This window comes from Escherichia sp. KTE172 (assembly GCF_000408845.1).
GTDB classification, from domain to species: Bacteria; Pseudomonadota; Gammaproteobacteria; order Enterobacterales; family Enterobacteriaceae; genus Escherichia; species Escherichia coli.
This window is the reverse complement of sequence record NZ_KE137316.1, coordinates 1995495-2021955: the sequence shown is the minus strand read 5'-3', so window position 1 is coordinate 2021955 and position 26461 is coordinate 1995495. Positions and strand designations below refer to the sequence as shown.

The following is a 26461-nucleotide window of genomic DNA, read 5'->3' as shown; positions in this document are numbered from 1 at the left end:
ACCGGAGGGGAATAAGTGAAGAGTAATTATTCGGTTGCCAGCCAGCTTAACGGGATTGCCGCGTACATCGCGGCACAGGTCACCAGGTGAGATTTCCAGGTTTTTTCGTTAGGTGCATGCGCTTCAGGTTCTTTACCTGGGCCAAAGCCGATCACTGGAATGCCGTGACGGCCCATGATAGATACGCCGTTAGTTGAGAAGGTCCACTTATCAACAACCGGCGCTTTGCCAAACAGACCTTCGTAGGCATTCACCAGTGCTTTAACGGTGAAGTGATCTTCTTCCACTTTCCAGGTCGGGAAGTAGCATTCGGTTGGGTAAACCAGGCCAGTCCAGGACGGACGGTCGTAGTTGTACATAGAAACAACCGCGTTAGCTTTCTGTACTGCAGGCAGGGCGCGGATTTCGTCCAGCGCGCCTTCCCAGGTTTCGCCCCAGGTCAGACGGCGGTCAATAGAGACGGCGCAGCTATCTGCTACAGCGCAACGGCTTGGGGATGTGAAGAAGATTTCAGAAACGGTGAGGGTGCCTTTGCCGAGGAATTCGTCATAACCCAGACGTTGGGAGAGTTCTTGTAATTCGCCAAGAATCGGACCCATTTTGAAAATGGCGTTGTCACCGCGTTCTGGTGCAGAACCGTGGCAGCTAACACCCTGAACATCAATACGAATTTCCATACGACCGCGCTGACCACGGTATACCTGGCAGTCGGTTGGTTCGGTACTGACCACAAATTCCGGGCGAATGCCGGATTGTTCAATAATGTACTGCCAGCACAGGCCGTCGCAGTCTTCTTCCTGCACCGTACCGGTAACCAGCAGGGTATATTCATCTTCCAGACCGAGGTCTTTAATGATTTTACCGGCATAAACCATAGAGGCCATGCCGCCTTCCTGGTCGGAAGTACCGCGACCACCGATCAGTTCATCAGTTTCCATGCCTTCGTACGGATCGAAGTCCCAGTTTTTGATGTTACCAATGCCGACGGTATCAATATGAGCGTCCATTGCCACCAGACGCGGGCCGTGGCCGATATAACCGAGAACGTTGCCCATCGGGTCGATTTCAACTTTATCGAAGCCGACTTTTTCCATCTCTTCTTTAATACGATGTACTACGCGTTTTTCGTCGCAGCTTTCACTGGGAATAGCAACCATGTCGCGCAGGAAGCGAGTCATGTCCGCCTGGTAATCTTTTGCTTTTTCAAGAATCAGTTTGAATGGAATATTCTTAGCCATTATTTTTCTCCAGATTTTTTACTCCCCGTTTTGCAGGGAGCAGTTCCAATAGGGTGATTAAGGTGCTACAGCGTGTTTGCCTTCCCAGACAACTTCGCGGTAGTGCTTCACGTCTGTGTCGCCTTCAGTGCTGATAACCAGCACTACGGCATCTTTGTTCAGCGCCAGTTTTTCCATCAGGCTTTGACGTTGCGGGTGATAATGAACCGCTGCGAGAACGCCCAAACCGACAGCGCCGGATTCACCGGAGATGATGCGCGGGTCATTGCCGTACGGATTACCCAGCACACGCATACCTAATGCGGCAACGCTGTCCTGGCAGGAGATGAATTGGGTGGCGCAGTTACGTAGGATTTCCCAGCCCAGCGGGTTAGGTTCGCCGCAGGCCAGGCCCGCCATGATGGTGGCCATATCACCGCCAACGTTGACGATGTCGCCTTTGACGCCGGAGCGATAAATACAGTCAGCTTTGTCAGGTTCAACAATAATGCTGTGCAGATTTTGCGGGCTGTAGACGTCGACCAGATAACCCAGCACACCACCGGCCATTGCACCGACACCGGCTTGCAGCAGAACGTGTGTCGGGGTTACGCCCATTTCACGCATTTGCTCGACGGCTTCATCTGCCAGTGTTGCGTAGCCTTGCATGATCCAGGTTGGGATTTTGGTGTAACCTTCCCAGGCGGTATCTTGCACCACTTCCCAGCCGTGCTGCTGCGCGTGTTGCATGGTCAGGCGAACGGTATCGTCATAGTTCATATCCGTGACGATGCACTCGGCACCGAGGTTCAGAATGGCGTCAACGCGTTCCTGAGCAGAACCTTTCGGCATGTAAATCACCGCATTCTGTCCGAGTTGCTGTGCTGCCCACGCCACACCGCGCCCGTGGTTGCCGTCGGTGGTGGTCGCGAAAGTCATTTTTTCGCCGATGGCATTTTTCAGGTGCTCAAATGACAGCGTTTCGATATCAAGATGATATTTTTCGCACAATAATTGAGCGATGGCGTATGCACCGCCGAGCATTTTGAAGGCGTTCAGACCGAATCGTTTTGATTCGTCTTTGACGAGAATTTTCTTCACACCAAAAAGGTTTGCGAGATCGTCCAGCGCACAAAGCGGTGTTGGGCGATAACCAGCAATTTTCTGGTGGAACTGGCGCGCCAGTTTGGCCTGGCTTTGCGAAAAGAGCGGTGATGTTTCGCCGTTGAAAAATTTGTTATCGGCGATATCAATCTTCAATGAGAAAACGGACATATCCTATCCTTTTGGCCTCTGGAAATAGAGGGCCGACCAGCTGATCGGCCCGAGGGGTTATTTCACGCGTTCTTGCGCTTCTTTCAGCAGTTGCTCGAGCAGTGCACCTGGTTTGGCGTATTTACGGGACAGGATCATCGCGGCGATGATATAAGGCTTCCAGCTGGCTTCTTTGTAGGTCGCGATACGGTATTTTTCGAATACGCCTTCAGTCACTTCACCTTCTTTGCAGGATACGCCGCTGATATCAGCTGGCAGGCAGTGCATGTACAGGGCTTCGCCATCACGGGTCAGTTCCATCATCTCTTCAGTACAATGCCAGTCTTTGTGTTGCGCGTTCTGTGCCAGACACTGTTTTTCCAGTGCTTTTAAGCCTTCGTGATCGTTCGCACGCAGCAATTCAGTACGCTCTTCCATCACTTTGTAAGGTGCCCATGACTTCGGATAAACGATGTCTGCGTCTTTGAAGGCTTCTTCCATGCTGGTGACCTGACGGAAGCTACCGCCGGAGGCTTTAGCATTGTTTTTAGCGACTTCAACGACATCCGGGATCAGGTCGTAGCCTTCCGGATGGGCCAGGGTGACATCCATACCGAAGCGAGTCATCAGACCGATGATGCCTTGTGGTACAGAGAGCGGTTTGCCATAGCTTGGGGAGTAGGCCCAGGTCATGGCGATTTTTTTACCTTTCAGGTTTTCCAGTGAACCAAAGTGTTCACGTAACCATGCGAGGTCAGCCATTGACTGAGTCGGGTGGTCAATATCGCATTGCAGGTTCACTAAAGCCGGACGCTGCGGCAGTACGCCCTGCTTGTAGCCGTCATCAAGTGCAGCGCCAACTTCACGCATATAAGCGTTGCCTGCGCCCAGATACATATCGTCACGAATACCGATGGCATCGGCGCAGAAGGAGATCATATTGGCGGTTTCACGCACGGTTTCGCCGTGAGCGATTTGTGATTTGCCTTCGTCGAGATCTTGCTGTGCGAGGCCGAGCAGGTTAAGCGCGGAAGCATAAGAGAAGCGGGTACGGGTGGAGTTGTCGCGGAATACGGAAATACCTAATCCACTATTAAAGACTTTGGTTGAGATGTTTTCAGCACGCAGTGCTTTTAATGCTGCGGCAACGTCCAGTACTTGTTTCAGTTCATCTGGCGTCTGTTCCCACGTTAACAAAAAATCTTTCTCGTGAAGGTGAGAGGTCAGCGAATTGATATCCTTAATCAGCTCATTAACAGTTTTCATCATAAAGTCCCGGTAGTGGAATGACAGGCAAAGAGGTTTATTTCACTGTGATTTGCCAAAAGTGATTGGTCTTTTCACAGCTATACCTGGGACTAACAATAACTATGCCAGAATTATCCAAGCGGCTGCAAAAGACTAATTTGACGGGTAATGTGTGGGGTTGATCACAAATTGATGCCAGCTTCTGGTTGTTTGTAAAATACGAAAACGTTTGGCTTTTTTTATCGCGTTATTTATTTGCTGCTAAGTATCAGAAATAAGATAAAGGGGCAGGTTATCCCTCGTCAGTTTGATAAACTCACCGCCGTAATTCTCATATTGATATAGAAATGTGATATCTCTTCCATAATTTCATTAGAAAGTGATAAAAATCTTATGTTTTTATCAAAGCCAATTTCGCCTGAGTTAATATCATCATGATCTATGAACCATCAACGTCTTCAATGATCGACTTTTAAGTAAGTCTGGAAGGTAAAGCTATGGAGCTTGCTACTACGCAGTCAGTATTGATGCAAATTCAACCGACAATTCAGCGTTTTGCCAGAATGCTTGCCAGCGTTTTGCAGCTTGAGGTTGAGATCGTTGATGAAAACTTGTGTCGCGTCGCCGGAACGGGCGCGTATGGGAAGTTTCTTGGTCGCCAGTTGAGCGGCAACTCACGCCTGCTCCGCCACGTCCTGGAAACGAAAACTGAAAAAGTTGTGACACAGTCTCGCTTCGATCCCCTTTGTGAAGGTTGCGATAGTAAAGAAAATTGCCGCGAAAAAGCATTTCTGGGTACGCCTGTCATTTTACAGGATCGTTGTGTTGGGGTGATAAGTTTGATTGCCGTTACCCACGAGCAACAAGAGCATATCAGTGATAATTTACGCGAATTTTCTGATTATGTTCGCCATATATCCACCATTTTTGTTTCGAAACTTCTGGAGGATCAGGGGCCAGGAGATAACATCAGTAAAATATTCGCGACCATGATCGATAATATGGATCAGGGCGTATTAGTTGTTGATGATGAAAGTCGGGTTCAGTTTGTTAATCAGACTGCCTTAAAAACACTTGGTGTTGTACAAAATAATATTATTGGGAAACCTATCCGTTTCAGACCATTAACATTTGAGAGTAATTTTACCCATGGACATATGCAGCATATTGTTTCGTGGGACGATAAAAGTGAATTAATCATTGGTCAATTGCATAACATTCAGGGCCGACAATTATTTTTAATGGCGTTTCACCAATCGCATACCAGTTTTTCTGTAGCAAATGCACCTGATGAACCGCATATTGAACAATTGGTTGGCGAGTGCCGTGTTATGCGGCAATTAAAACGACTCATTAGCCGTATTGCACCCAGCCCATCCAGCGTTATGGTGGTTGGTGAAAGCGGCACGGGTAAAGAAGTTGTCGCCCGTGCAATCCATAAGTTGAGCGGAAGACGGAATAAACCCTTTATTGCTATCAACTGTGCCGCGATTCCGGAGCAGCTTCTGGAGAGCGAACTGTTCGGTTATGTTAAAGGCGCATTTACTGGCGCTTCTGCCAACGGTAAAACAGGGTTGATTCAGGCGGCGAATACGGGCACGCTGTTTCTCGATGAAATAGGTGATATGCCATTAATGTTGCAGGCTAAATTACTGCGCGCTATTGAGGCGCGTGAAATTCTGCCGATTGGTGCCAGTAGCCCAATACAAGTCGACATTCGCATCATTTCTGCAACTAACCAGAATTTGGCCCAGTTCATTGCCGAAGGTAAATTCCGCGAAGATCTCTTCTACCGACTTAATGTTATCCCGATAACTCTGCCACCGCTGCGTGAACGTCAGGAAGATATTGAACTACTGGTGCATTACTTTTTACATCTGCATACCCGTCGTCTGGGATCGGTTTATCCTGGCATTGCTCCCGATGTCGTCGAAATATTGCGTAAGCATCGTTGGCCCGGAAACCTGCGCGAGTTAAGCAATTTGATGGAATATCTGGTTAACGTTGTTCCTTCAGGTGAAGTTATCGACAGCACGCTATTGCCACCAAATCTGCTGAATAATGGCACAACGGAGCAAAGTGATGTAACAGAGGTCAGCGAGGCGCACCTGGCACTCGATGATGCGGGCGGCACGGCGCTGGAGGAGATGGAAAAGCAAATGATCCGCGAGGCGCTTTCACGTCATAACAGCAAGAAGCAAGTTGCTGATGAACTGGGCATCGGCATTGCTACGCTCTATCGCAAGATTAAGAAATATGAGTTGTTAAACACATAACCTCAGTGAATCCGGCCTGAATTCAGGCCGGATATCCTTTTACTTCGTTTTCTCGCAATCCAGAACTGTATTTACAATCATCTGATACCCCGTGCAGCGACAAAGATTTCCTGCCAGTCCGCGACGAATTTCCGTAATGGTTAATGGCTTCTCGCGTGGTTTCGCCAGCATTGCTGTGGTAGCCATAATCAGGCCAGGCGTACAAAACCCGCACTGCACTGCGCCGGATTTCGCATAAGCCTGCTGAACATGAGAAAGTTTTCCGCCTTTCGCTTCACCTTCCAGCGTGCGGATCTCTTTTCCTTCAGCCCAGGCGGCAAGGTATAAGCAACTGTCTATTGCTGTGCCGTCGACCAGCACCGTACAGGCACCACATTCACCCACGCAGCACCCTTGTTTGACACTTAGCAGTCCTTGTTCGCGGAGTAATTCCGAGAGCGGCGTGCCTGGTGCGGCGTGAAGCTGAAAAGGGATCCCGTTAATGGCGCATTCGATGGTAATTGTTTCGCTGTGATTCATTGCAATTTTCCCCCCGCCGCGGCGACGGCTTCGCTAATCACTTTTTTGGTCATCGTCTGGATGAGATGCAGACGAAACTCTTTACTGGCCCGCCATGAAGAACGCGGGGCGACATCTTGCAGGACAGATTCGCTGATAGCTTCCAGCGTTTGCAGGTTTAATGGCGCATTTTGTGCAGTCTGTTCGGCATGTTGGCAGCGAATCGGCGTTGGCGCGGCAACACCAAATGCCAGACGTAATTCGCTGAAATTGCCGTTATCCAGTCGGCAATGTGCGGCGCAGCCAATCGTTGAAATATCCATTGCGTCGCGCATGGCATATTTAAAATGCGCGCTGCCCGCGTGTTCTTTCGGCTGGGGCGGAAAATGAAAGGCGACAAGGATTTCGTCATGCTCAAGAGACACTTTGCCCGGCCCAGTGTGAAAGCCATTAATCGGGACGAAACGAACACCGCGCGGGGAGTGAATCTCCAGTTTCGCGTCATAAATTAGCGTTGGCGTGGCAGAATCTGCGCTGGTAGCACCGTTGCAAATATTTCCACCGTAGGTAGCGACGTTACGGATCTGCGGTCCGGCAATGGATGAGGCCGCAGCACATAACGCTGGGAGATGACGTTGAGTTACAGGATCTTCAATGAGCTGGGTAAATGTCGTTGCAGAGCCGATACGTAGTGAGCCATCTTCCGCCAGCGTAATTCCCCGCAGCTCCACCAGATTATGAATATCAACAATATGGCGATAACGGTCATTGTGATGGTGGAGCTGAATCAGTACGTCAGTGCCACCGGCGAGCAGTTTGGCCTGCGGGTTGTCAGCCAGCAGGTTGATGGCATCGGCAAGGGTTGCTGCGCGATGGTAAGAAGCAAAATCAAACATGATGTTATCCTCAAATCAATCCTGCCAGATGGAACTCTTCATATAACCGTTTTGGCGTCAGCGGCAGTGTATTGATTGCAACACCGGTAGCCATCTTCACCGCGTTACGAATAGCAGCGGCAACAGGAATTATTGGTGGCTCACCCAGTGACTTATGTCCGTATGCGGATTGCGGCTCATTGATTTCGACGAACGCGCTTTCCAGTTGTGGCAGATCCGGCATGGTCGGCATTTTGTAATCCAGCAGGTTGGGGTTACGGACCACGCCGCTTTTCGCATCAATGATCATCTCTTCAAATAGCGCCCAGCCAATGCCCATTCCCATTCCGCCGTGTACCTGACCTTCTGCCAGTAGCGGATTAAGAATATGGCCCGAATCATGAACGTTGAGGATGCGGTTGATGGTGACTTTGCACAGCGCAATATCGATCGTCAGATCAACAAAGGTACAGCCAAACGCTGGTGGGTTAGTGGTGGTTTTGATGGAGCTTTCGGCAGAGAGCTGCCCACCGCGTTCAGGGTGGTAGAAAGCGTCCATCGCCAAATCTTTTAACGACATTAACGGCTCTTCCGGTCGTTCAACCAGCACGATATGGCCTTTTATCAAGGTAAGATTCATCGCTGACTGATGTAGCATGACAGCGGCGTGAGCGATGATTTTCTCTTTTAATAACAGTGCCGCACTGCGCAGCGCGGGCGCGGCAACATAGCTCTGGCGCGAGGCAAATGCACCGGGATCGAACGGCGTAACGTCGGTATCTTGTGTTGAAATAACGCGAACGTCGCTGACCGGAACCCCCACGGTTTCTGCCACCATTTGCGAGAACACGGTGTCGGCACCCTGGCCGATTTCCGTGGCACCACTCTGTACGTTGATGGTTCCATCCTGATTCATCAACAGGCGCGCGCCAGCAATTTCTACGCCGACAGGCCAGGTGTTAGAGGTGTAGCTAAAACAGGCGACGCCAACGCCGCGGCGTAAATTGCCTTGCTGGTTCTGGCATTCTGCACGGCGTTTTTCCCATTCAAAGATTTTCCGGCCTTTTTCAAGACACTCCGGCAACCCTGCGCTGTAAATACGTTTGCCCGAGAGCGGATTAGCATCTCCTTCGCGGGCGGCGTTGCGTAAACGAATTTCAACAGGATCAATACCTAACGCTGTCGCGGCGTCATCAAGCATAGACTCAACGGCAAATACGACTTGTGGCGCGCCATAACCACGCATCGCACCAGCCGAGGGGAGGTTGGTATAGCAGGTCTTTGAACTGTAAGCGTAGGCACAACGAGGATAAAGGTAAGCGACTTTATTCCCCCCTGCAGAAGCGATGGAGTGCCCGTGAGATGCATAAGCGCCGGTGTTAGACAGAACATCCAGACTATAACCTTTCAATGTTCCGTCGCGGTTCACGCCCATTTGCCCGTCAATAGTAAAAGCGTGGCGGGTACGGGTTGCGAGGAAACACTCTTCACGGCTAAGGGAAACTTTCACCGGAATGCCGCCAAGCTTGCTGGTCAGGAATGCTGCCATTGGCTCTTCCAGTACATCCTGTTTATTACCAAAACCGCCACCGACAAACGGTTTGATGACTCGTACGCATGACCAGGGAATATTCAGCGCCTGACCAACCACACGGCGAACAATGTGCGGGATCTGGGTGCTGGAAACGATGGTAATTCGCGAGTCATCCTCCATCCATGCCAGCGATGTCACGCTTTCCATGTGACAATGTTGAATGACCGGCGTCTGATAGTGCCCCTGTACCTGGTAGTCGGCGGCATCGATTGTTTGTTGGACATTGCCCGTCGTCATCGTGCTTTGTTTTAGTAAATTGCCGCCATTATGGATTGGTTCAGCGTCATCAGCCAGCGCCGCTTCTGGGGTGGTGATAACGGGTAATTCTTGCCACTCAATGCTGACCAATTGCGCCGCTTTTTCTGCCGTGAGTTCATCACGGGCCACGACGATGGCAACGGCGTCACCATGGTGACGAACATGGCGAGTTAGCAGGGCACGATCGGCGGTATCGCGCTTGTTTTCGTCAAGTGTCCAGGCATGCCCAGCTGTAGCGAATGGGATATCAGGCACATCTTCCCAGGTAAAAATCGCCAGTACGCCCGGTAAACTTCTGGCTTGTTCATCATTAATACTTACGGCATAACCATGTGCGATAGGGCTACGTACATATTTCGCGTAACACATGCCCGCCATAACATAATCGTCAGTATATCGTGCCCGCCCGGTGACCTTAGCAATGGCATCTACGCGCATGCATGATTCACCTGTAGCGGTTGCTTCCCGCGCTTCCATAGAAATCCCCTCGATTTGAACATTTGGTTCTTATGGCAAAGATTTAGTCTAAGCAGGCAAGATTTACGCCAGAAACGACGATAAGCGTTAAGGGAGGAAGGAAGTGTGATGATGTTAAAAAAACACAGATATGATACGAAACAGGACCCTGAATAGGGGCAGTGATACGTATCAATATGAGTGGCGATAAAATCAATGTGATAAATCAGGATTATTACGCATCAGGATGGGAAATAGGGTAAAAAAGTCAGGAAATTCGATACCTCTGCAGCGAATATTTTGCTGATGATACTTCCCTTTGCCAAATGAAATTAACCTCTTTCTCTATTACCGCGTTTTTCCAGAAGCAAGAGATTGGGTATCCAGAGGCTGGCTGCTATGATATGGCGTCTTGTTTTTTAAGCGAGGAAAGATTTTGAGTGCGGGACGCCTGAATAAAAAATCTCTGGGTATCGTGATGTTGTTATCGGTTGGACTGCTTTTGGCGGGCTGCTCGGGTAGCAAATCATCCGATACAGGAACGTATTCCGGCTCCGTTTACACCGTGAAACGGGGGGATACGCTATATCGTATTTCGCGCACCACGGGAACCAGCGTAAAAGAGCTGGCGCGACTGAACGGCATTTCCCCCCCTTACACCATTGAAGTTGGTCAGAAACTAAAACTGGGTGGGGCGAAAAGTAGCAGTACACGTAAATCAACCGCCAAATCAACGACCAAAACCGCATCGGTTACACCGTCATCAGCAGTACCGAAATCTTCCTGGCCGCCAGTAGGGCAACGTTGTTGGTTATGGCCAACGACAGGGAAAGTTATCATGCCGTATTCGACAGCTGATGGCGGCAATAAAGGGATTGATATCTCAGCTCCACGGGGTACACCTATTTACGCCGCGGGTGCAGGAAAGGTGGTGTATGTGGGCAACCAGCTGCGTGGCTACGGTAATCTCATCATGATTAAACACAGTGAAGATTACATTACGGCTTACGCCCATAATGACACGATGCTGGTAAATAATGGGCAAAGCGTGAAGGCTGGGCAAAAAATCGCCACTATGGGGAGCACTGATGCGGCATCGGTTCGCCTGCATTTCCAGATTCGTTACCGTGCTACGGCAATTGATCCGCTGCGTTACTTGCCGCCTCAGGGCAGCAAGCCAAAATGCTGATGGCGAATTAATCAGCAGTCAGCAGCGCGGCACTTGCTAAGGAGAGCGTAAGGTTTATAATGCCTTACGCATCTCGAAGCGGGCGTAGTTCAATGGTAGAACGAGAGCTTCCCAAGCTCTATACGAGGGTTCGATTCCCTTCGCCCGCTCCAATTTATCTTCACCTCATCAACCTGCCATTTTTGTTGTATCTGATTTTCTATATTATCTTAATTCAATCGCTTCAGACTTTTCGCAATCGCCGTAATACTTCCCCATTTTTTTGTAAATAAAAGCGTTTACGCAATGCAATCCATTTGTAACAACCCAGGTAAAATACCTTATTTTCAAGTTGTTAAATAAGTGGTTATCTACGCTTTTAACAAACGATTGATGGAATCTTTTATGAAAGGGAAATCTACATTAACTCTTCTGCTCGCTGGTATATTTTCATGCTGCACATGCCAGGCGACAGGGGCAGAAGTGACGAGTGAATCTGTATTTAACATTCTTAATTCCACGGGGGCAGCAACTGATAAAAGTTATTTATCGTTAAATCCAGATAAGTATCCTAATTATCGTCTTCTGATTCACTCAGCCAAATTAAAAAATGAAATAAAGAGCCACTATACCAAAGACGAAATTCAAGGATTGTTAACATTAACAGAAAATACACGAAAGTTAACGTTGACGGAGAAACCATGGGGAACATTTATTCTTGCTTCTACTTTCGAAGATGACAAAACAGCGGCAGAAACCCACTATGATGCTGTCTGGCTGAGGGATAGTTTATGGGGCTATATGGCATTAGTATCAGATCAGGAAAATAGTGTAGCCGCAAAAAAGGTTCTGCTCACTCTGTGGGATTATATGTCTACGCCAGACCAGATTAAACGGATGCAGGACGTCATTAGCAACCCAAAACGACTGGATGGTATTCCTGGGCAAATGAATGCTGTGCATATCCGATTTGACAGCAACTCCCCCGTGATGGCAGATGTGCAGGAAGAAGGCAAGCCGCAGCTGTGGAACCATAAACAAAATGATGCGTTAGGTCTTTATCTTGATCTCCTTATACAAGCAATCGACACTGGTACTATTAACGCTGAAGATTGGCAAAAAGGTGACCGATTAAAATCGGTTGCGCTGCTGATTGCTTATCTGGATAAAGCCAATTTCTATGTTATGGAAGATTCCGGAGCGTGGGAAGAAGATGCCAGATTAAACACATCTTCCGTTGCACTGGTGACCTCTGGACTGGAACGTTTGTCGAACTTACTCTCGAAGAAAGACTCTGTTTTTGTCTCTGATTTACTACGCGAAGCTAAAGCTAATGAACTGGATGAACCACTTTCAACAACGAGGTTGAACCACCTCATAGATAAAGGTTATGAAAGAATAACGTTACAGCTTGATTTAGGGGGAGAATCCCCAGGTTATCTGGAAAAAGATAAACATTACAGAGAAGCCGATGCGGCTTTACTTAATGTTATTTATCCTGCAAATCTTTCAAAGATAAATACCAGAAGAAAAGAGCAAGTTCTAAAAATAGTTAAAAAACTAGCAGGTCCGTATGGTATAAAAAGATACGAGAAGGATAATTATCAGTCGGCAAATTTTTGGTTCAATGATATTAAAACCGATACCGATCAAAATTCACATGCAAAAAGAGAAATGAGCTTCATTCCATCAACAGAAGCAGAATGGTTTTTTGACTCATGGTATGCAAAATCAGCAGCAATTGTTTATAAAGAATCAAGAAAAGAAGAGTATTTGAATGACTCAGTGCAATTTATGAATAGATCATTGGCCCAAATAACAGGCGAGAATATGATTGGTGCAAATGGCAGGAGCGTACCTGAAATGGCACTTCCCGAAAGCTATAACTATATCCACAAGTCAGGAACTTTGCATGAAGCGCCAAGCCCTATCATTCCGCTAAACTGGTCGAAAGCCTCAATGACTCTTATGTTGAAAGAAATGTCCAATCTTATCAATGATGAGGGAATTAAATAGTTTTCATAATGAAGCGGTCCTGGATTAAAAGGACCGCTCAAAGAGAAATCGTAAGGGAGGTAAAAGTGATCAATAAATTACTGTTAGCTTACCTGATAGGTCTGGTTGTGACATCGACCTTAATATTTATCTTCTCGGAAGAAAAAGTAACATATCGGTTGTTTGCTGCAGTAATTACAGGGTTGACATGGCCGCTTAGCCTCATTCCATCCATCATAAGTCTCATGATTCGTAAATCCGACTAACAAGAAAATTATATGAACGATTAAGAAAAATAGAATCGGAAAAGAGAATAAAATATATGCAGGGAGTAACAAAACACTCGCAGTGCGTTAATGTGTAACTAACAAATATGATTTTTATTGAAAATAGTCACCAAACAAGTGTTATAAGAAATACGGGGTATGTTTAAGTAAAACATATCAACAGTTGCAATTCTGTATATGGACAGGATGACGTACAAGTGTAAGTGGCTGATAGCTATTCGCTCATAACAAAATCATTATTTTATAAATAGGAATCATCACTTTTTAATCATGTTTTTATTGCAAGTTTATGGAGAATGAGAATATGGAATAAGGAGATGAAACATGATTGAAGAAGGGCTGTTACTTCCAATGAATGTTTTGCTTCAAGGACAGAAGTTAACCCTACTGGACCCTGAAATGTGGTTCTTACGGGGAAATGAAAACAAGGATGTAACCCTTGTTATTACGATTGGTAATAACCATCAAAAATTAATGGTAGTGGAAGACATATTACTGCTCATTGACCGAAGCCAAATTGAGGTAACTGCAGGGAAAGTAATTTATCATCCACTTCGCATTGATATCCTGAGTAAATTATTAGCTTTTATTGATGAATCAACGGGGAGTGTGGAAAGGGAACACCATGAGTTGTTTGCTGATGCCTTGCCCTTTGCATCAGAAGTTGTGCTATTCAGTAAAGTTGCAAGTGAAGCCTGGTTTTTAGCCACTTATCTGAGCAGCGATAATATTAATGAAATTCTGTTTCAGCATCTAAGAAAAACAGAATGCTATAAACTGGTTCGCTATTTATTATCGCAATCGCTCATACAGACTTCACTCTATGATCTTGGTGAGCTTTACGGCGTATCGTATTCACATTTTCGCCGTTTATGTAGTTATGCATTGGGTGGTAAAGTTAAAACGGAATTATGTGGCTGGAGAGTTGCCAGAGCCGTGTTGGAAATCATTGAAGGAAACAGTGATATGACAACTATTGCGCATAAATATGGCTACTCATCCTCATCACACTTTTCAGCTGAAGTAAAAAGTCGGTTAGGAAAAACACCGAGAGAACTATGTAAAAAGTTATGAAAATAAAATTACGTATTACTATTATATTAATTTCAGCCTTATGCATTTTTAATGGATTATTGACTCCTGGTGCATATGCCGCAACAGCGAATGGATACGTAGCAAATAAAGAAAATCTACGTAGTTTTTTTGAAACGGTTTCATCATATGCGGGTAAGCCTACAATAGTAAGTAAGCTTGCCATGAAGAAACAGATCAGCGGAAATTTTGATTTAACCGAACCCTATGCCTTGATTGAACGCCTGTCGGCGCAGATGGGACTTATTTGGTACGATGATGGCAAAGCTATTTATATCTATGACTCATCAGAGATGCGTAATGCTCTGATTAATCTGAGAAAGGTATCGACTAATGAGTTTAATAATTTCTTAAAAAAATCGGGTCTGTATAACTCTCGTTATGAAATTAAAGGGGGCGGCAATGGTACTTTCTATGTATCGGGGCCACCGGTTTATGTTGACCTGGTCGTTAATGCTGCAAAATTAATGGAGCAAAACAGTGATGGCATCGAGATCGGACGCAATAAAGTAGGGATTATTCACCTGGTCAACACATTCGTTAATGATCGGACTTATGAATTACGTGGCGAAAAGATAGTTATTCCTGGCATGGCAAAAGTACTATCGACGTTGTTAAATAATAACATTAAGCAAAGCACTGGGGTTAACGTACTTTCTGAAATTTCAAGTCGTCAACAACTAAAAAACGTATCACGTATGCCTCCTTTTCCTGGTGCTGAAGAAGATGATGATCTACAAGTAGAGAAAATAATATCGACAGCTGGAGCGCCAGAGACTGACGATATACAAATTATTGCATATCCTGATACCAACAGTTTACTTGTTAAAGGAACAGTATCTCAGGTTGATTTTATCGAGAAGTTAGTAGCTACACTCGATATTCCAAAGCGACACATTGAATTATCTTTATGGATAATAGATATTGATAAGACTGATCTAGAACAGTTAGGAGCTGACTGGTCGGGCACGATAAAAATTGGATCCAGCCTAAGTGCATCATTTAATAATTCAGGTTCAATTAGTACCCTGGATGGGACACAGTTTATTGCAACAATACAGGCACTTGCGCAAAAAAGAAGAGCCGCCGTTGTTGCTCGTCCTGTCGTTTTAACACAGGAGAATATTCCTGCTATATTTGATAATAACCGTACTTTCTATACTAAATTAGTCGGCGAGCGTACTGCGGAGTTGGATGAAGTAACCTATGGTACGATGATTAGCGTGCTACCACGATTTGCTTCGCGAAATCAAATTGAATTACTCTTGAATATTGAAGATGGCAATGAAATCAATTCTGACAAGACCAATGTTGATGATCTGCCTCAGGTTGGTAGAACGCTTATAAGTACTATTGCGCGCGTGCCTCAAGGGAAAAGTCTTTTGATTGGTGGATATACACGAGATACGAATACCTATGAAAGTCGCAAGATCCCAATATTAGGCAGTATTCCATTTATTGGTAAATTATTTGGATATGAAGGAACAAATGCGAATAACATCGTTCGTGTCTTTCTTATTGAGCCAAGAGAGATCGATGAGCGCATGATGAATAATGCGAATGAGGCTGCGGTTGACGCCAGAGCAATAACACAGCAAATGGCAAAAAATAAAGAAATCAACGATGAATTACTGCAGAAATGGATAAAAACTTACCTGAATCGTGAAGTCGTCGGAGGATAGTGAAATGGCGATTCATGTAGAGCATGTCGGTGTATTAGAAAGAGCCAGAGAAGTTTCTCGCTTAGAGGACATTATCACAGAAGATAATGAAGATATTGAAGCTGAAATGCCTAAAATGGGGGATGATCCCGCCGGTAAAGAAGCTCGATTCTTACAAGCTACTGACGAGATGTCAGCAGCGTTAACGCAGTTTATGAAGAAAAAAATCTACGAAGAACAACTGGCCAACTTTCTGGACGGAGAAGAATATGTCCTGGAAGATCAGCCAATAGAAAAAACCGATAAAGTCATGGAGGCGCTTAAGGCTGCAACTACCCATGACTATGAAGTGTATAGCTTTGCTAAAAAATTATTTCCAGATGAAAGCGATCTGGTGGTTGTATTACGTGCAATTTTACGTAAAAAACAAATATCTGAAAATGTGCGGCTAAACGCTGAAGCATTACTTAGAAAAGTTAATCAAGAGACTACTAAAAAATTCATTAATAGTGGCATTAACTCGGCATTAAAAGCAAAGTTATTTGGCCAGGCATTGTCATTAAATCCAAAATTACTAAGGGCAAGTTATCGACAATTTTTAATGGCAGAAGACGATGCTGTAGATACTTATGTAGAATGGATTGGTAGTTATGGCTATCAAAATAGAATGCTAGTGACAAAATTTATCAAAGAGACGCTTTTCTCAGATATAAATGCACTTGATGCGAGTTGTTCATCATTGGAATTTGGTATGTTTCTCAATAAGTTGTCACAACTATTGTCTCTTCAGTCGGCAGAGGCTTTATTTCTGAAAACTTTAATGAATAACCCAATAATTAAAAAATTTATTAGCGCAGAAGATTACTGGATATTTTTTCTGATATCGTTAATAAAGTTTCCTGAGACTGCAGAGGAACTCCTGAAAAATGCACTGGTAACCCTACCCGCAGATGCTAATTATAAAGACAAAACGTTACTCCTGAAGGCGATTTACAGCGGATGTACAAATCTTCCATTTTCACTTTTTATTAATAATGAACAATTATTAGAGATTAGGGAGTGTTGTAAACAGGCAATAAAAGTAACATTTGCAGCAGAGCTCTTTGATACACAAAACAGTAATAAAAAACAAAATAAAAAACCATGGAAGAAGGTAATGTTCAATGTTTAACAAAGTTTTGATAGGGTTAAGGAGTCATCCAGAATTAATAATTCTTGGATTAATGGTGATGATTATCGCCATGCTCATAATTCCATTGCCCACCTACTTAATCGATTTTTTGATTGGGCTGAACTTAACATTGGCAATACTTGTGTTTTTAGGATCATTCTATGTTGATAGGATTTTAAGTTTTTCTTCATTCCCATCAATTCTTCTCATCACAACGTTATTTCGTTTGGCGCTGGCGATCAGTACCAGCCGACTTATACTTCTTGAGGCGGACGCCGGAGAAATTATAACGAGTTTTGGTGAATTCGTTATTGGAGATAGCCTGGTAGTTGGTTTTGTTATTTTCTCCATTGTTACTATTGTTCAGTTTATCGTGATTACTAAAGGTTCGGAACGTGTGGCTGAAGTTGCTGCCCGCTTTTCGCTTGACGGTATGCCAGGTAAACAAATGAGTATTGACGCCGATCTACGCGCCGGGATCATTGATGCAGATTTAGCAAAAGAACGTCGTAGCGTATTAGAACGAGAGAGTCAGCTGTATGGTTCCTTTGATGGTGCGATGAAATTTATCAAAGGTGATGCTATTGCAAACATTATTATTATCTTTGTTAATATTATCGGTGGGCTATCAGTAGGAGTAGGCCAAAATGGAATGGATTTCTCGACAGCGTTGACCGTCTACACAATTCTTACCGTCGGTGATGGTCTTGTTTCACAAATTCCAGCTTTATTAATTGCTATTAGTGCAGGGTTTATCGTAACGCGCGTGAATGGCGATAGTGATAATATGGGGCAAAATATAATGTCCCAGTTATTAAGTAATTCTTTTGTCATTATTGTGACATGTGTCCTCGCGCTAAGTATTGGGTTGCTTCCAGGTTTTCCCCTTCTTGTGTTTTTATGTTTGGCAGTAATCTTAGGAATTTATTTTTACTTTAAATTCAAAAAGAAAGGGGTTGAAGAAACGGTTGTTGAGGGAGATATCACCGTTGGGTTGGAACCCTATAATCAGGATGATGATATTTCATTAGGTATTATTAATAAACTTGATCAGGTTATTACCGAAACGGTACCCTTGGTTTTGATTATGAATAGTGTACAGGCTAAAAAATACACTGAAATCAATCTTGCTGATAGGATTCGTAGTCAGTTTTTTATTGAGTATGGTATCCGTATTCCCGGTATTGTCATTCGCGAGGGGGAAGGCCTTAATGATGAAGATGTCATATTAATGCTAAATGAAGTCAGAGCCTCGCAATTTAAAATTTATCATGATCTTGTCTTGTTGGTTGAATATTCAGATGAAGTGGTTTCGACTTTGATCAAGAAACCTGTCATCGTAAATAATAATGGTGAACAATATTATTGGGTTACAAAAAGTGATGCCCAAAAATTAACAAAAATTGGCTGTTATACTCGCACGGCCATGGATGAAATGTACAATCATTTATCTGTATGTCTGGCTCATAATATTAATGAGTATTTTGGTATACAAGAAACCAAATATATTCTTGATCAATTAGAGATGAAGTATCCTGATCTATTAAAAGAAATATTAAGATATATAACCGTGCAGCGCATTTCAGAGGTAATTCAGCGTCTGATCCAGGAGCGAATTTCAGTGCGCAATATGCGTTTAGTTATGGAGGCTTTAGCATTATGGAGCCCACGAGAGAAAGATATAATTACACTCGTCGAGCATGTACGAGGTGCATTAGGTCGCTACATTTGCCATAAGTTTTCATATTCTGGAGAAATTAAAGCAATTGTGATTTCGCCTGAAATAGAGGACAGAATCAGAGATGGTGTCAGGCCTACCGCTGGCGGTACTTTTCTTAATCTCGATGCATCCGAAGCTGAGATGATTCTGGATAATTTTAAACTGGCTCTTTCTGGAATCAATATTCCTATTAAAGACATTATTTTACTGGGATCTGTGGATATTCGTCGTTTTATCAAAAAACTTATTGAATCTAGTTATCGAGACCTCGAAGTACTTTCGTACGGGGAACTAACGGAAAATGTTCCCGTTAATATTCTGAAAACTATTTAGGATAATGTCTTGCGATATGGAGCATGCTGGTATGAAAAAATTAAAACTATTAAATAAATACAGCTACTTACATAGCATAAACGGCTCGCTGATTGAAGCAGAGCTTGACGACGTTTCAGTGGGCGAAGTATGCGAAATTTATGCGAGCTGGCAAGCAAATGAACGTATAGCCAGGGCTCAGGTCGTTGGCTTTCGCAATGGAAAGACATTATTAAACCTTATAGGCAGCTCTGTGGGGCTTACACGTACTGCAGTTTTGAAACCAACGGGAGAGCAGTTAACCATACAGATCAGTGATGCCTTTCTTGGTTCAGTTTTGAATGCTTCTGGTCAAATTATGGAAAGGTTTGTCCCGGACACTCCAGGCGAAAGGGGAAATTTACGCCTGATTGATGAACTGCCACCGTCGTATCAGGAACGTCGAGTTATTAATACACCACTAGAGACACGGATAAGAGTCATTGATGGCGTACTGACATGTGGCATTGGTCAACGTGTTGGGATTTTCGCATCGGCTGGCTGTGGCAAAACGGTTTTAATGCATATGCTTGTAAACAACACTGAAGCTGATGTGTTTGTTATTGGCTTGATTGGCGAACGTGGAAGGGAAGTTACGGAATGCGCGGAATCGCTGAAAAAATCAGTAAATGCAGCAAAATGTGTTTTGGTTTATGCCACCTCTGATTTTTCGTCAGTAGATCGGTGTAATGCCGCCCTGATGGCGACAACCGTGGCAGAGTATTTTAGAGATCGTGGAAAGAGAGTTGTACTTTTTATCGACTCAATGACGCGGTATGCACGAGCACTACGCGATATGAAGCTGGCAGCGGGTGAACCACCTGCCAGGCGTGGTTATCCTGCTTCTGTTTTTGACAGTTTACCTCGCTTACTGGAGAGGCCGGGACCAACATTAAAAGGAAGTATTACTGCGTTTTATACCGTATTACTGGAGGGGGAGGATGAATCAGACCCACTGGGTGATGAAATTCGCTCAATCCTTGATGGCCATATCTATCTAAGTCGCAAACTCGCTGGGCAAGGTCATTATCCGGCAATAGATGTACTAAAAAGTGTGAGTCGAGTATTTGGTCAGGTCACTGATGAAAAACACAGAGATAATGCAGCACGGGTAAGGAAGATCCTCACAACTTTGGAAGATCTACAGGTGTTTATTGATTTAGGGGAATATCGCGCTGGGCAAAATGCTGAAAATGATTTTGCTATGAATGCCCGGCCTAAACTCACAAATTGGTTAAAACAGTCAGTTAATGAAAAAATGCCAATGAGTGAAACGCTAAAAGAGCTTGAACGAATTGTTAAGTAAAGTTAATCGACTTATCAGAAGAACAGCGCAGAGCCTGGCTGCATGTGAAGCATCATTACAAAAGTTAAATGCAGAAAAAGAAAAGTTAGTCGAAAAGGAACGCCTGTATGATATGCAACTTAAAAACCTACAGTCACTGTTAGATATGAAGGAATTACTCGGCGAAGTTGTATTTCGCCAGGATATATTTTACTCGTTACGTAAAGTTGCAGTCATTCAGCAGCAGATCGCTGAGATAAATCTTGAAAAGCAAAAAATAGCAGAGCGGCGAAAAATACTTAACAAGGAAATAGTTCAACAGCAAGCACAAAGAAAACACTGGTGGCTAAAAGGAGAAAAGTACGATCGACTAAAGAAGCGCATCAAAAAACAACTTTTAAATCAGATGCTTTATCAAGACGAGCTTGAACAGGAGGAGAAATATAATGGACGAAGTCAAGAAAATTGAACATTATAAAAATTTAAACACAGACACATCCGAGAATTCTGCTGCGGATTTAGACAGTTTCTTAAAGAAAAACAAAAAAAATAAAGAAATGAGTGAGATTGTTGCTGGATCCATTCTCCAGTTATTACGTCAGGCTCAGGATAGCCAATTCCTTACGTTTGGGAAAAAGAATGGGCAAATGAAGTCTATTGATAACAAATCGTCTCTCCAGGTTGACAGGAATTCTTCTTTTTCTTTGCAAACAAATGGAATAGAGCAACTTTCTACAAAGAAAGTCCTCAATATGACTTCACGAGATCAGGGTGTTAATTCTGAACTATCTGATAAAGCGATACAATTTAAGGGGGAAATCCATAATGGTATCCATACAGAAAACATCACGGTTCAAAACCACAGTAATAATAAAGAGCGTGAAAAAAAATATCGCGATGGAGACAAAAAAAATGGAGAGCAGGCCCATTTATTAGATATTACTAACGAAAGAAGGTTTGCTGATAACAAAACCATGTTTACTCAACATATCGAAAAGCAAAGGAATATTCATACGCTCAATCAGAATGATATAAATAATTCTGTTAATAGTGCCAATGTACCCGAAAATGAATTGACATATCAGTTTCAGCGTTGGGGACAGAATCATACAGTTCGGATTCTGGAAAGTAGTGAAGGGATACGACTAAAACCATCAGACACGATTGTCTCCGACAGACTCCATGAAGCCCAACACAATGATGTTACAGCACAACGTTGGGTATTGACTGAGCAAGATGAACGACAAGGGCAACGACATCAGCCTCATGATGAGCAAGAAAATGAAGGTAAATTCGAAAACGATCAGAAGGACGAAAGTTAATGTTCGGTCTGAGAAAAGTAAATGGAAACACTCATTCCTTTGAAACCACTTTTCAAAATTGGAAAGAAAAGGGTGAAGATGTTGCGTTATTAATGCCCGAATTTAGCGCCAAATGGCTACCGATAGCAGAAGAGAGCGGCAGCTGGTCTGGATGGGTGTTACTTCGAGAGTTATTTCCCTTAATTTCTGCCGAGCTCGCTGGGATGGCTTTAATGCCAGAAACGGAAAGGTTAATAGGGGAATGGCTCAGTTTATCTAGTACCCCGTTAAATCTAAAGTATCCTGAACTAAAATATAATCGTTTGTGTGTCGGTAAAGTATTTGATGGAGTATTGAGTCCAGCTCAACCACTGATAAGAATATGGACAGGGGAATTAAATATTTGGTTAGATAAAGTCACAGTCTGCCAATACGAAAACGCTCCAACGCTAGACAAAAAATCATTATATTGGCCCATTCATTTTGTAATTGGATTTAGTAAAACATGTTATAGAACCATTGTTGATATTGAAGTTGGTGATGTTTTATTAATTTCAAATAATTTTGCTTATGCGGTTATTTATAATACAAAGATTTGTGATTTAATTTATCCAGAGGAGTTAAAAATGGTTGATCATTTTGAGTACGAGGAAGATTTTGAAACAGATGACTTTGATATCAAAAAAAGCGAAATCGAGATTAATGATGAAAATGACTATCAGCAGATTAATAGTTTTGAAGACTTGCCTGTAAAAATTGAGTTTGTTCTTGGAAAGAAAATTATGAATCTATATGAAATAGATGATCTCTGTGCAAAAAGAATTATATCTTTGCTTCCTGAAGCGGAGAAAAATATAGAGATACGTGTAAATGGCGCGCTAACTGGCTATGGCGAACTTGTTGAAGTGGATGATAAATTGGGCGTAGAAATTCATTCTTGGTTATCAGGGAATAATAATGTCAAATAGCATTTCGCTGATAGCGATATTATCATTATTTACACTATTACCGTTTATAATAGCATCCGGGACATGTTTTATTAAATTCTCGATTGTTTTTGTTATTGTACGAAACGCTTTGGGACTTCAGCAAGTGCCATCAAATATGACACTTAATGGGGTAGCTTTGCTATTGTCAATGTTCGTAATGATGCCGGTTGGGAAGGAAATATATAATAACAGTCAGAATGAGAATCTTTCATTCAATAATGTTGCGTCGGTTGTTAATTTTGTTGAGACAGGCATGAGTGGTTATAAATCATATTTGATAAAATATTCTGAACCGGAGTTGGTTAGCTTTTTTGAAAAGATTCAGAAGGTGAATAGTTCTGAAGACAATGAAGAGATAATCGATGATGATAATATTTCAATTTTCTCGTTACTCCCGGCATATGCGTTGAGTGAGATAAAAAGTGCATTTATTATAGGTTTTTATATTTATTTACCCTTTGTTGTAGTTGATCTGGTTATATCCAGCGTTCTGTTAACGTTAGGTATGATGATGATGAGTCCGGTAACCATATCTACACCGATAAAATTAATTCTGTTTGTCGCGATGGACGGTTGGACAATGTTATCGAAAGGACTCATTTTACAATATTTTGACCTATCCATTAATCCCTGAGGAAAAAAATATGGACGACATTGTTTTTGCGGGGAATAGGGCGCTGTATCTGATTTTAGTTATGTCTGCAGGACCTATTGCAGTTGCGACATTCGTTGGTTTATTGGTAGGGCTTTTTCAAACGGTAACACAGTTGCAAGAACAGACGTTGCCATTTGGCGTCAAATTATTGTGCGTAAGTATTTGCTTTTTTTTAATGAGCGGATGGTATGGTGAAAAATTATATTCGTTTGGTATCGAAATGCTGAATTTAGCATTCGCGAGAGGATAGCATGGGGGAGGCGATGCTCTATCAGTTGCATAGTCTGCTGGCTGCTACAGCGCTCGGTTTTTGCCGATTGGCACCAACTTTCTATTTGTTACCATTTTTCGCCAGTGGGAATATACCAACAGTAGTCCGTCATCCAATAATAATAGTGGTATCATGTGCATTAGTTCAGCATTACCACTATGAATTATCTACCCTAAATGAAATAGATGTCGCTTTGTTTGCTGCCAGAGAAATTATCATAGGGTTGTTTATTGCTTGCTTATTAGCATCCCCATTTTGGATTTTCCTTGCTATAGGTAGCTTTATCGATAACCAACGTGGTGCAACGTTAAGTAGTACTTTGGATCCGGCTACAGGTGTCGATACATCGGAATTAGCAAGATTATTTAACCTTTTCTCTGCAGCAGTTTATCTTACTAACGGTGGATTGAACTTTATTCTGGAGACTCTATGGCAAAGTTATAACTTATGGCCTTCAGGAAATTTTAATTTTCCTAAATTAGAGCCTTTATTCTCATATATTAATAATATAATGACTCATACTATCGTTTACGCAAGCCCCGTGATTGCGGTTATGCTGGGCGGTGAAGCTGTCCTGGGATTGCTGGCACGTTATGCTTCACAACTAAATGCTTTTGCCATCTCACTGACTGTCAAAAGTGCGCTGGCATTTTTAATATTAATTATTTATTTTGGCCCAATACTGGCTGAACGAGTTATGCCGTTATCCTTTTTCCAAGAACAATTGCAATTATACATTGATAAATAGAGTGTTTCATGGCAAATAAAACTGAAAAGCCAACACAAAAGAAACTCCAGGATGCTTCTAAAAAAGGTCAAATTCTAAAAAGTAGAGACTTAACAGTCTCTGTAATAATGCTTGTGGGTACTTTATATCTCGGATATGTATTTGATGTGCATCACATTATGTCGATTCTTGAATACATCCTTGATCATAACGCTAAACCGGATATTTGGGACTGTTTTAAAGCTATGGGGATAGGTTGGTTGAAAACGATCATTCCTTTTTTGCTGGTTTGTATGTTTACAACAATACTTGTTTCATGGTTTCAAAGTAAAATGCAATTAGCAACTGAAGCTATTAAGTTTAAGTTTGATTCATTAAATCCAGTAAATGGCTTAAAACGTATATTTGGCTTAAAAACCGTAAAAGAATTTGTTAAAGCAATACTTTATATTATTTTTTTTGCATTGGCGATCAAATTATTTTGGAGTAACCATAAATCACTGCTTTTTAAAACTCTTGATGGAGATATCATTTCTTTATTATCAGATTGGGGAGAGATGCTATTCCTTCTCATACTGTATTGTCTCGGCAGTATGATAATTGTCTTAATTTTTGATTTTATCGCTGAATATTTTTTATTTATGAAAGATATGAAAATGGATAAACAAGAAGTTAAAAGAGAATACAAGGAACAAGAAGGAAGTCCAGAAATTAAGTCTAAACGCAGAGAGCGCCATCAAGAAATTCTTTCTGAGCAATTGAAATCTGATGTCAGTAATAGCCGTTTGATGATTGCCAACCCTACTCACATTGCCATAGGGATATACTTTAAGCCACATCTGTCACCTATCCCATTGATTTCTGTAAGAGAAACTAATGAGGTAGCATTAGCCGTAAGGAAATATGCAAAGGAAATCGGGATACCAATTATTACAGATAAAAAATTAGCACGAAAAATTTATGCTACCCATCGTCGCTACGATTATGTGAGCTTCGAAAATATAGATGAAATATTACGTCTTCTGCTGTGGCTTGAAGATGTGGAGAATGCCGGACAACCTGTTCCAGATGAACAGTTCTCTTCAGAAGATAAATTCATTGAGGGTGAAGACACAGAAATCGAGAATAAAGATAATAATTGAATAAATTAATTTCTATCGTAGTCAGATATTTAAAAATAATCTACACGCAAAAAGCGTGTAGATTCATTATTTAATGAGTTAAACGATCTTGCGAAATGAGAAGCAATTGATACATACTCATCTCTTTATAAGCTGGAACTGTAGTAACCTGTGCAAATTCGCGATATAGCTTTTGCTCCAGTTCTGCTGAAGATATATATTCCGGGTGTTCGCTAAAGAACTGTCTTGCATCTACTATCGCTTGGGATTCGCCACTTCTTTTATTTTGATTCTCCTTTAATGAATTTTCTCTGGTGCATGCAGAGAGCAACGATATCAGCGCGACAGTTATTATGATTTTACTATTATATCTTACTAATGACATATCAACTTTCTCTTATGCAAGATTGGAGTTTAAAATAATGTTTATCCCATTCACAGAGTGCTATAAACAACTCAACAGTACCTTTTATGTTAAGTTTATTTAGGGCTCTTATTTTGTGATATGATACTGTTTTATAATCAATTCCTTTGATAATGGCTATTTGTTTTAACGAATAAGAAACACATAACCGCAGGATATCTATCTCATCATGGGTAAGTGGTTCTTGAGTGGAATACACATTTTGTGTATGAAGATTCGAAACCAGAAAATGCGTTAAATCAGATAATGTAATATTCTTATTGATCCTGATGAAATTGTTGCTCAAAAGGGTGTTTACAGGTTCTGTATTTGGTTTGAGATTTCGATGTTGGTGCTCATCAATTACAACGAACGAATGTCCAAGATCAACCAACGCAACCAAATCGCTGTAATATTCCTTTTGGGATGCTAATAATGCATTAGTGCCTACAGTGAAGTAGACATCACTGGAAAAGACTTGCATATGCCAACCTGCACTCTAAAATCATTTAGGGTAAATATTACGTGTAAAATTTAAAATAATGGTAATTGTTATATTTGCATATCAATGAGGGAATAGGGTGTATA

Annotated in this window: 23 protein-coding genes, 1 tRNA gene and 2 pseudogenes; 18 read left to right on the top strand and 8 right to left on the bottom strand. The window is 42.7% G+C overall.

The annotated features are described in order from the left end of the window. Window positions 1-26: 26 nt before the first annotated feature. Genes G434_RS14145 through ygeW form a run of 3 tightly spaced genes read right to left on the bottom strand, consistent with a single transcriptional unit; the run spans window position 27 to window position 3737 of the window. Window positions 27-1238, bottom strand: a complete 1212-nt coding sequence (locus G434_RS14145) for a YgeY family selenium metabolism-linked hydrolase (protein ID WP_001107125.1) — start codon at window positions 1236-1238, stop codon at window positions 27-29. Between the two features lie 57 nt (window positions 1239-1295). After that, window positions 1296-2492 carry a diaminopropionate ammonia-lyase gene (gene dpaL, locus G434_RS14150; protein WP_000110493.1) on the bottom strand — a complete coding sequence of 399 codons (1197 nt, stop codon included), beginning with the start codon at window positions 2490-2492 and terminating at the stop codon, window positions 1296-1298. 57 nt (window positions 2493-2549) lie between these two features. Further along, entirely contained in the window at window positions 2550-3737 is a 1188-nt protein-coding gene (gene ygeW, locus G434_RS14155; RefSeq protein WP_000859787.1) for a knotted carbamoyltransferase YgeW, read from the bottom strand. 479 nt (window positions 3738-4216) lie between these two features. Between ygeW and G434_RS14160 the strand changes: the two genes are divergently transcribed. Then, window positions 4217-5995 (top strand): sigma-54 interaction domain-containing protein, encoded by a 1779-nt coding sequence (locus G434_RS14160; RefSeq protein ID WP_000417804.1) that lies wholly within the window; start codon window positions 4217-4219, stop codon window positions 5993-5995. A 39-nt stretch (window positions 5996-6034) separates the two neighbouring features. Here G434_RS14160 and xdhC read toward each other — a convergent pair whose 3' ends face one another. The 3 genes from xdhC to xdhA are packed head-to-tail and all read right to left on the bottom strand — an operon-like array spanning window position 6035 to window position 9697. Then, the gene (gene xdhC / locus G434_RS14165; RefSeq protein WP_001016585.1) at window positions 6035-6514 is read right to left on the bottom strand and encodes a xanthine dehydrogenase iron sulfur-binding subunit XdhC; all 480 of its coding nucleotides are present in this window, start codon (window positions 6512-6514) and stop codon (window positions 6035-6037) included. Further along, on the bottom strand, window positions 6511-7389 hold the full coding sequence (gene xdhB, locus G434_RS14170; RefSeq protein ID WP_000459197.1) for a xanthine dehydrogenase FAD-binding subunit XdhB: 879 nt from the start codon (window positions 7387-7389) through the stop codon (window positions 6511-6513). The genes xdhC and xdhB overlap by 4 nt, the downstream gene beginning before the upstream one ends. Before the next feature lie 10 nt (window positions 7390-7399). Next, window positions 7400-9697: a xanthine dehydrogenase molybdenum-binding subunit XdhA gene (gene xdhA, locus G434_RS14175; protein ID WP_000388121.1), complete on the bottom strand. Its 2298-nt coding sequence runs from the start codon at window positions 9695-9697 to the stop codon at window positions 7400-7402. Between the two features lie 415 nt (window positions 9698-10112). On the opposite strand from xdhA, the gene actS reads away from it, so the two are divergent. The 17 genes and pseudogenes from actS (at window position 10113) to G434_RS14255 (ending at window position 25491) form a co-directional block, all read left to right on the top strand. Continuing rightward, entirely contained in the window at window positions 10113-10865 is a 753-nt protein-coding gene (gene actS / locus G434_RS14180) for an amidase activator ActS (RefSeq protein ID WP_001309712.1), read from the top strand. 78 nt (window positions 10866-10943) lie between these two features. Beyond that, a tRNA-Gly gene (locus G434_RS14185) sits at window positions 10944-11017 on the top strand. Between the two features lie 232 nt (window positions 11018-11249). Further along, window positions 11250-12860: a glycoside hydrolase family 15 protein gene (locus G434_RS14190; protein ID WP_000676946.1), complete on the top strand. Its 1611-nt coding sequence runs from the start codon at window positions 11250-11252 to the stop codon at window positions 12858-12860. A 65-nt stretch (window positions 12861-12925) separates the two neighbouring features. Continuing rightward, entirely contained in the window at window positions 12926-13105 is a 180-nt protein-coding gene (locus G434_RS14195; protein ID WP_001305821.1) for a GhoT/OrtT family toxin, read from the top strand. Between the two features lie 345 nt (window positions 13106-13450). Then, window positions 13451-14200 (top strand): type III secretion system transcriptional regulator EivF, encoded by a 750-nt coding sequence (locus tag G434_RS14200; RefSeq protein ID WP_000568782.1) that lies wholly within the window; start codon window positions 13451-13453, stop codon window positions 14198-14200. Next, window positions 14197-15900: a type III secretion system outer membrane ring subunit SctC gene (sctC, locus tag G434_RS14205; RefSeq protein WP_000694681.1), complete on the top strand. Its 1704-nt coding sequence runs from the start codon at window positions 14197-14199 to the stop codon at window positions 15898-15900. The genes G434_RS14200 and sctC overlap by 4 nt, the downstream gene beginning before the upstream one ends. Before the next feature lie 4 nt (window positions 15901-15904). Continuing rightward, window positions 15905-17050 carry a YopN/LcrE/InvE/MxiC type III secretion system gatekeeper gene (locus G434_RS14210; protein WP_000974422.1) on the top strand — a complete coding sequence of 382 codons (1146 nt, stop codon included), beginning with the start codon at window positions 15905-15907 and terminating at the stop codon, window positions 17048-17050. Beyond that, window positions 17043-19103: an EscV/YscV/HrcV family type III secretion system export apparatus protein gene (locus G434_RS14215; RefSeq protein ID WP_000482503.1), complete on the top strand. Its 2061-nt coding sequence runs from the start codon at window positions 17043-17045 to the stop codon at window positions 19101-19103. The genes G434_RS14210 and G434_RS14215 overlap by 8 nt, the downstream gene beginning before the upstream one ends. Before the next feature lie 31 nt (window positions 19104-19134). After that, the gene (gene sctN / locus G434_RS14220; RefSeq protein ID WP_000734317.1) at window positions 19135-20427 is read left to right on the top strand and encodes a type III secretion system ATPase SctN; all 1293 of its coding nucleotides are present in this window, start codon (window positions 19135-19137) and stop codon (window positions 20425-20427) included. Further along, complete coding sequence (locus G434_RS14225) at window positions 20417-20875, top strand: type III secretion protein (protein WP_001305819.1); 459 nt, start codon at window positions 20417-20419, stop codon at window positions 20873-20875. The genes sctN and G434_RS14225 overlap by 11 nt, the downstream gene beginning before the upstream one ends. Beyond that, a pseudogene (locus tag G434_RS30720) lies at window positions 20853-21083 on the top strand (type III secretion protein); the annotation flags it as partial. The gene G434_RS14225 and the pseudogene G434_RS30720, both read left to right, overlap by 23 nt. Window positions 21084-21158: 75 nt before the next feature. Then, window positions 21159-21728 (top strand): SpaN/EivJ family type III secretion system needle length determinant, encoded by a 570-nt coding sequence (locus G434_RS30945; RefSeq protein WP_001309709.1) that lies wholly within the window; start codon window positions 21159-21161, stop codon window positions 21726-21728. Further along, window positions 21688-22675 (top strand): annotated as a pseudogene (locus G434_RS14235) (YscQ/HrcQ family type III secretion apparatus protein). Before G434_RS30945 ends, G434_RS14235 begins: the two are co-directional and overlap by 41 nt. Beyond that, window positions 22665-23330 carry an EscR/YscR/HrcR family type III secretion system export apparatus protein gene (locus tag G434_RS14240; RefSeq protein WP_000071534.1) on the top strand — a complete coding sequence of 222 codons (666 nt, stop codon included), beginning with the start codon at window positions 22665-22667 and terminating at the stop codon, window positions 23328-23330. The pseudogene G434_RS14235 and the gene G434_RS14240 overlap by 11 nt, the downstream one beginning before the upstream one ends. Window positions 23331-23340: 10 nt before the next feature. Next, window positions 23341-23601 (top strand): EscS/YscS/HrcS family type III secretion system export apparatus protein, encoded by a 261-nt coding sequence (locus tag G434_RS14245; protein ID WP_000341004.1) that lies wholly within the window; start codon window positions 23341-23343, stop codon window positions 23599-23601. A gap of 1 nt (window position 23602) precedes the next feature. Beyond that, window positions 23603-24370 (top strand): type III secretion system export apparatus subunit SctT, encoded by a 768-nt coding sequence (sctT, locus tag G434_RS14250; protein WP_000503322.1) that lies wholly within the window; start codon window positions 23603-23605, stop codon window positions 24368-24370. An 8-nt stretch (window positions 24371-24378) separates the two neighbouring features. After that, window positions 24379-25491: an EscU/YscU/HrcU family type III secretion system export apparatus switch protein gene (locus G434_RS14255; RefSeq protein ID WP_016239067.1), complete on the top strand. Its 1113-nt coding sequence runs from the start codon at window positions 24379-24381 to the stop codon at window positions 25489-25491. A gap of 70 nt (window positions 25492-25561) precedes the next feature. On the opposite strand, the gene G434_RS14260 is transcribed toward G434_RS14255, so the two are convergent. Beyond that, window positions 25562-25855: an invasion protein gene (locus G434_RS14260; RefSeq protein WP_000060690.1), complete on the bottom strand. Its 294-nt coding sequence runs from the start codon at window positions 25853-25855 to the stop codon at window positions 25562-25564. 1 nt (window position 25856) lies between these two features. Further along, window positions 25857-26357, bottom strand: coding sequence for a helix-turn-helix transcriptional regulator (locus G434_RS14265; protein WP_001195865.1), 501 nt, complete (start codon window positions 26355-26357; stop codon window positions 25857-25859). Window positions 26358-26461: the final 104 nt, after the last annotated feature.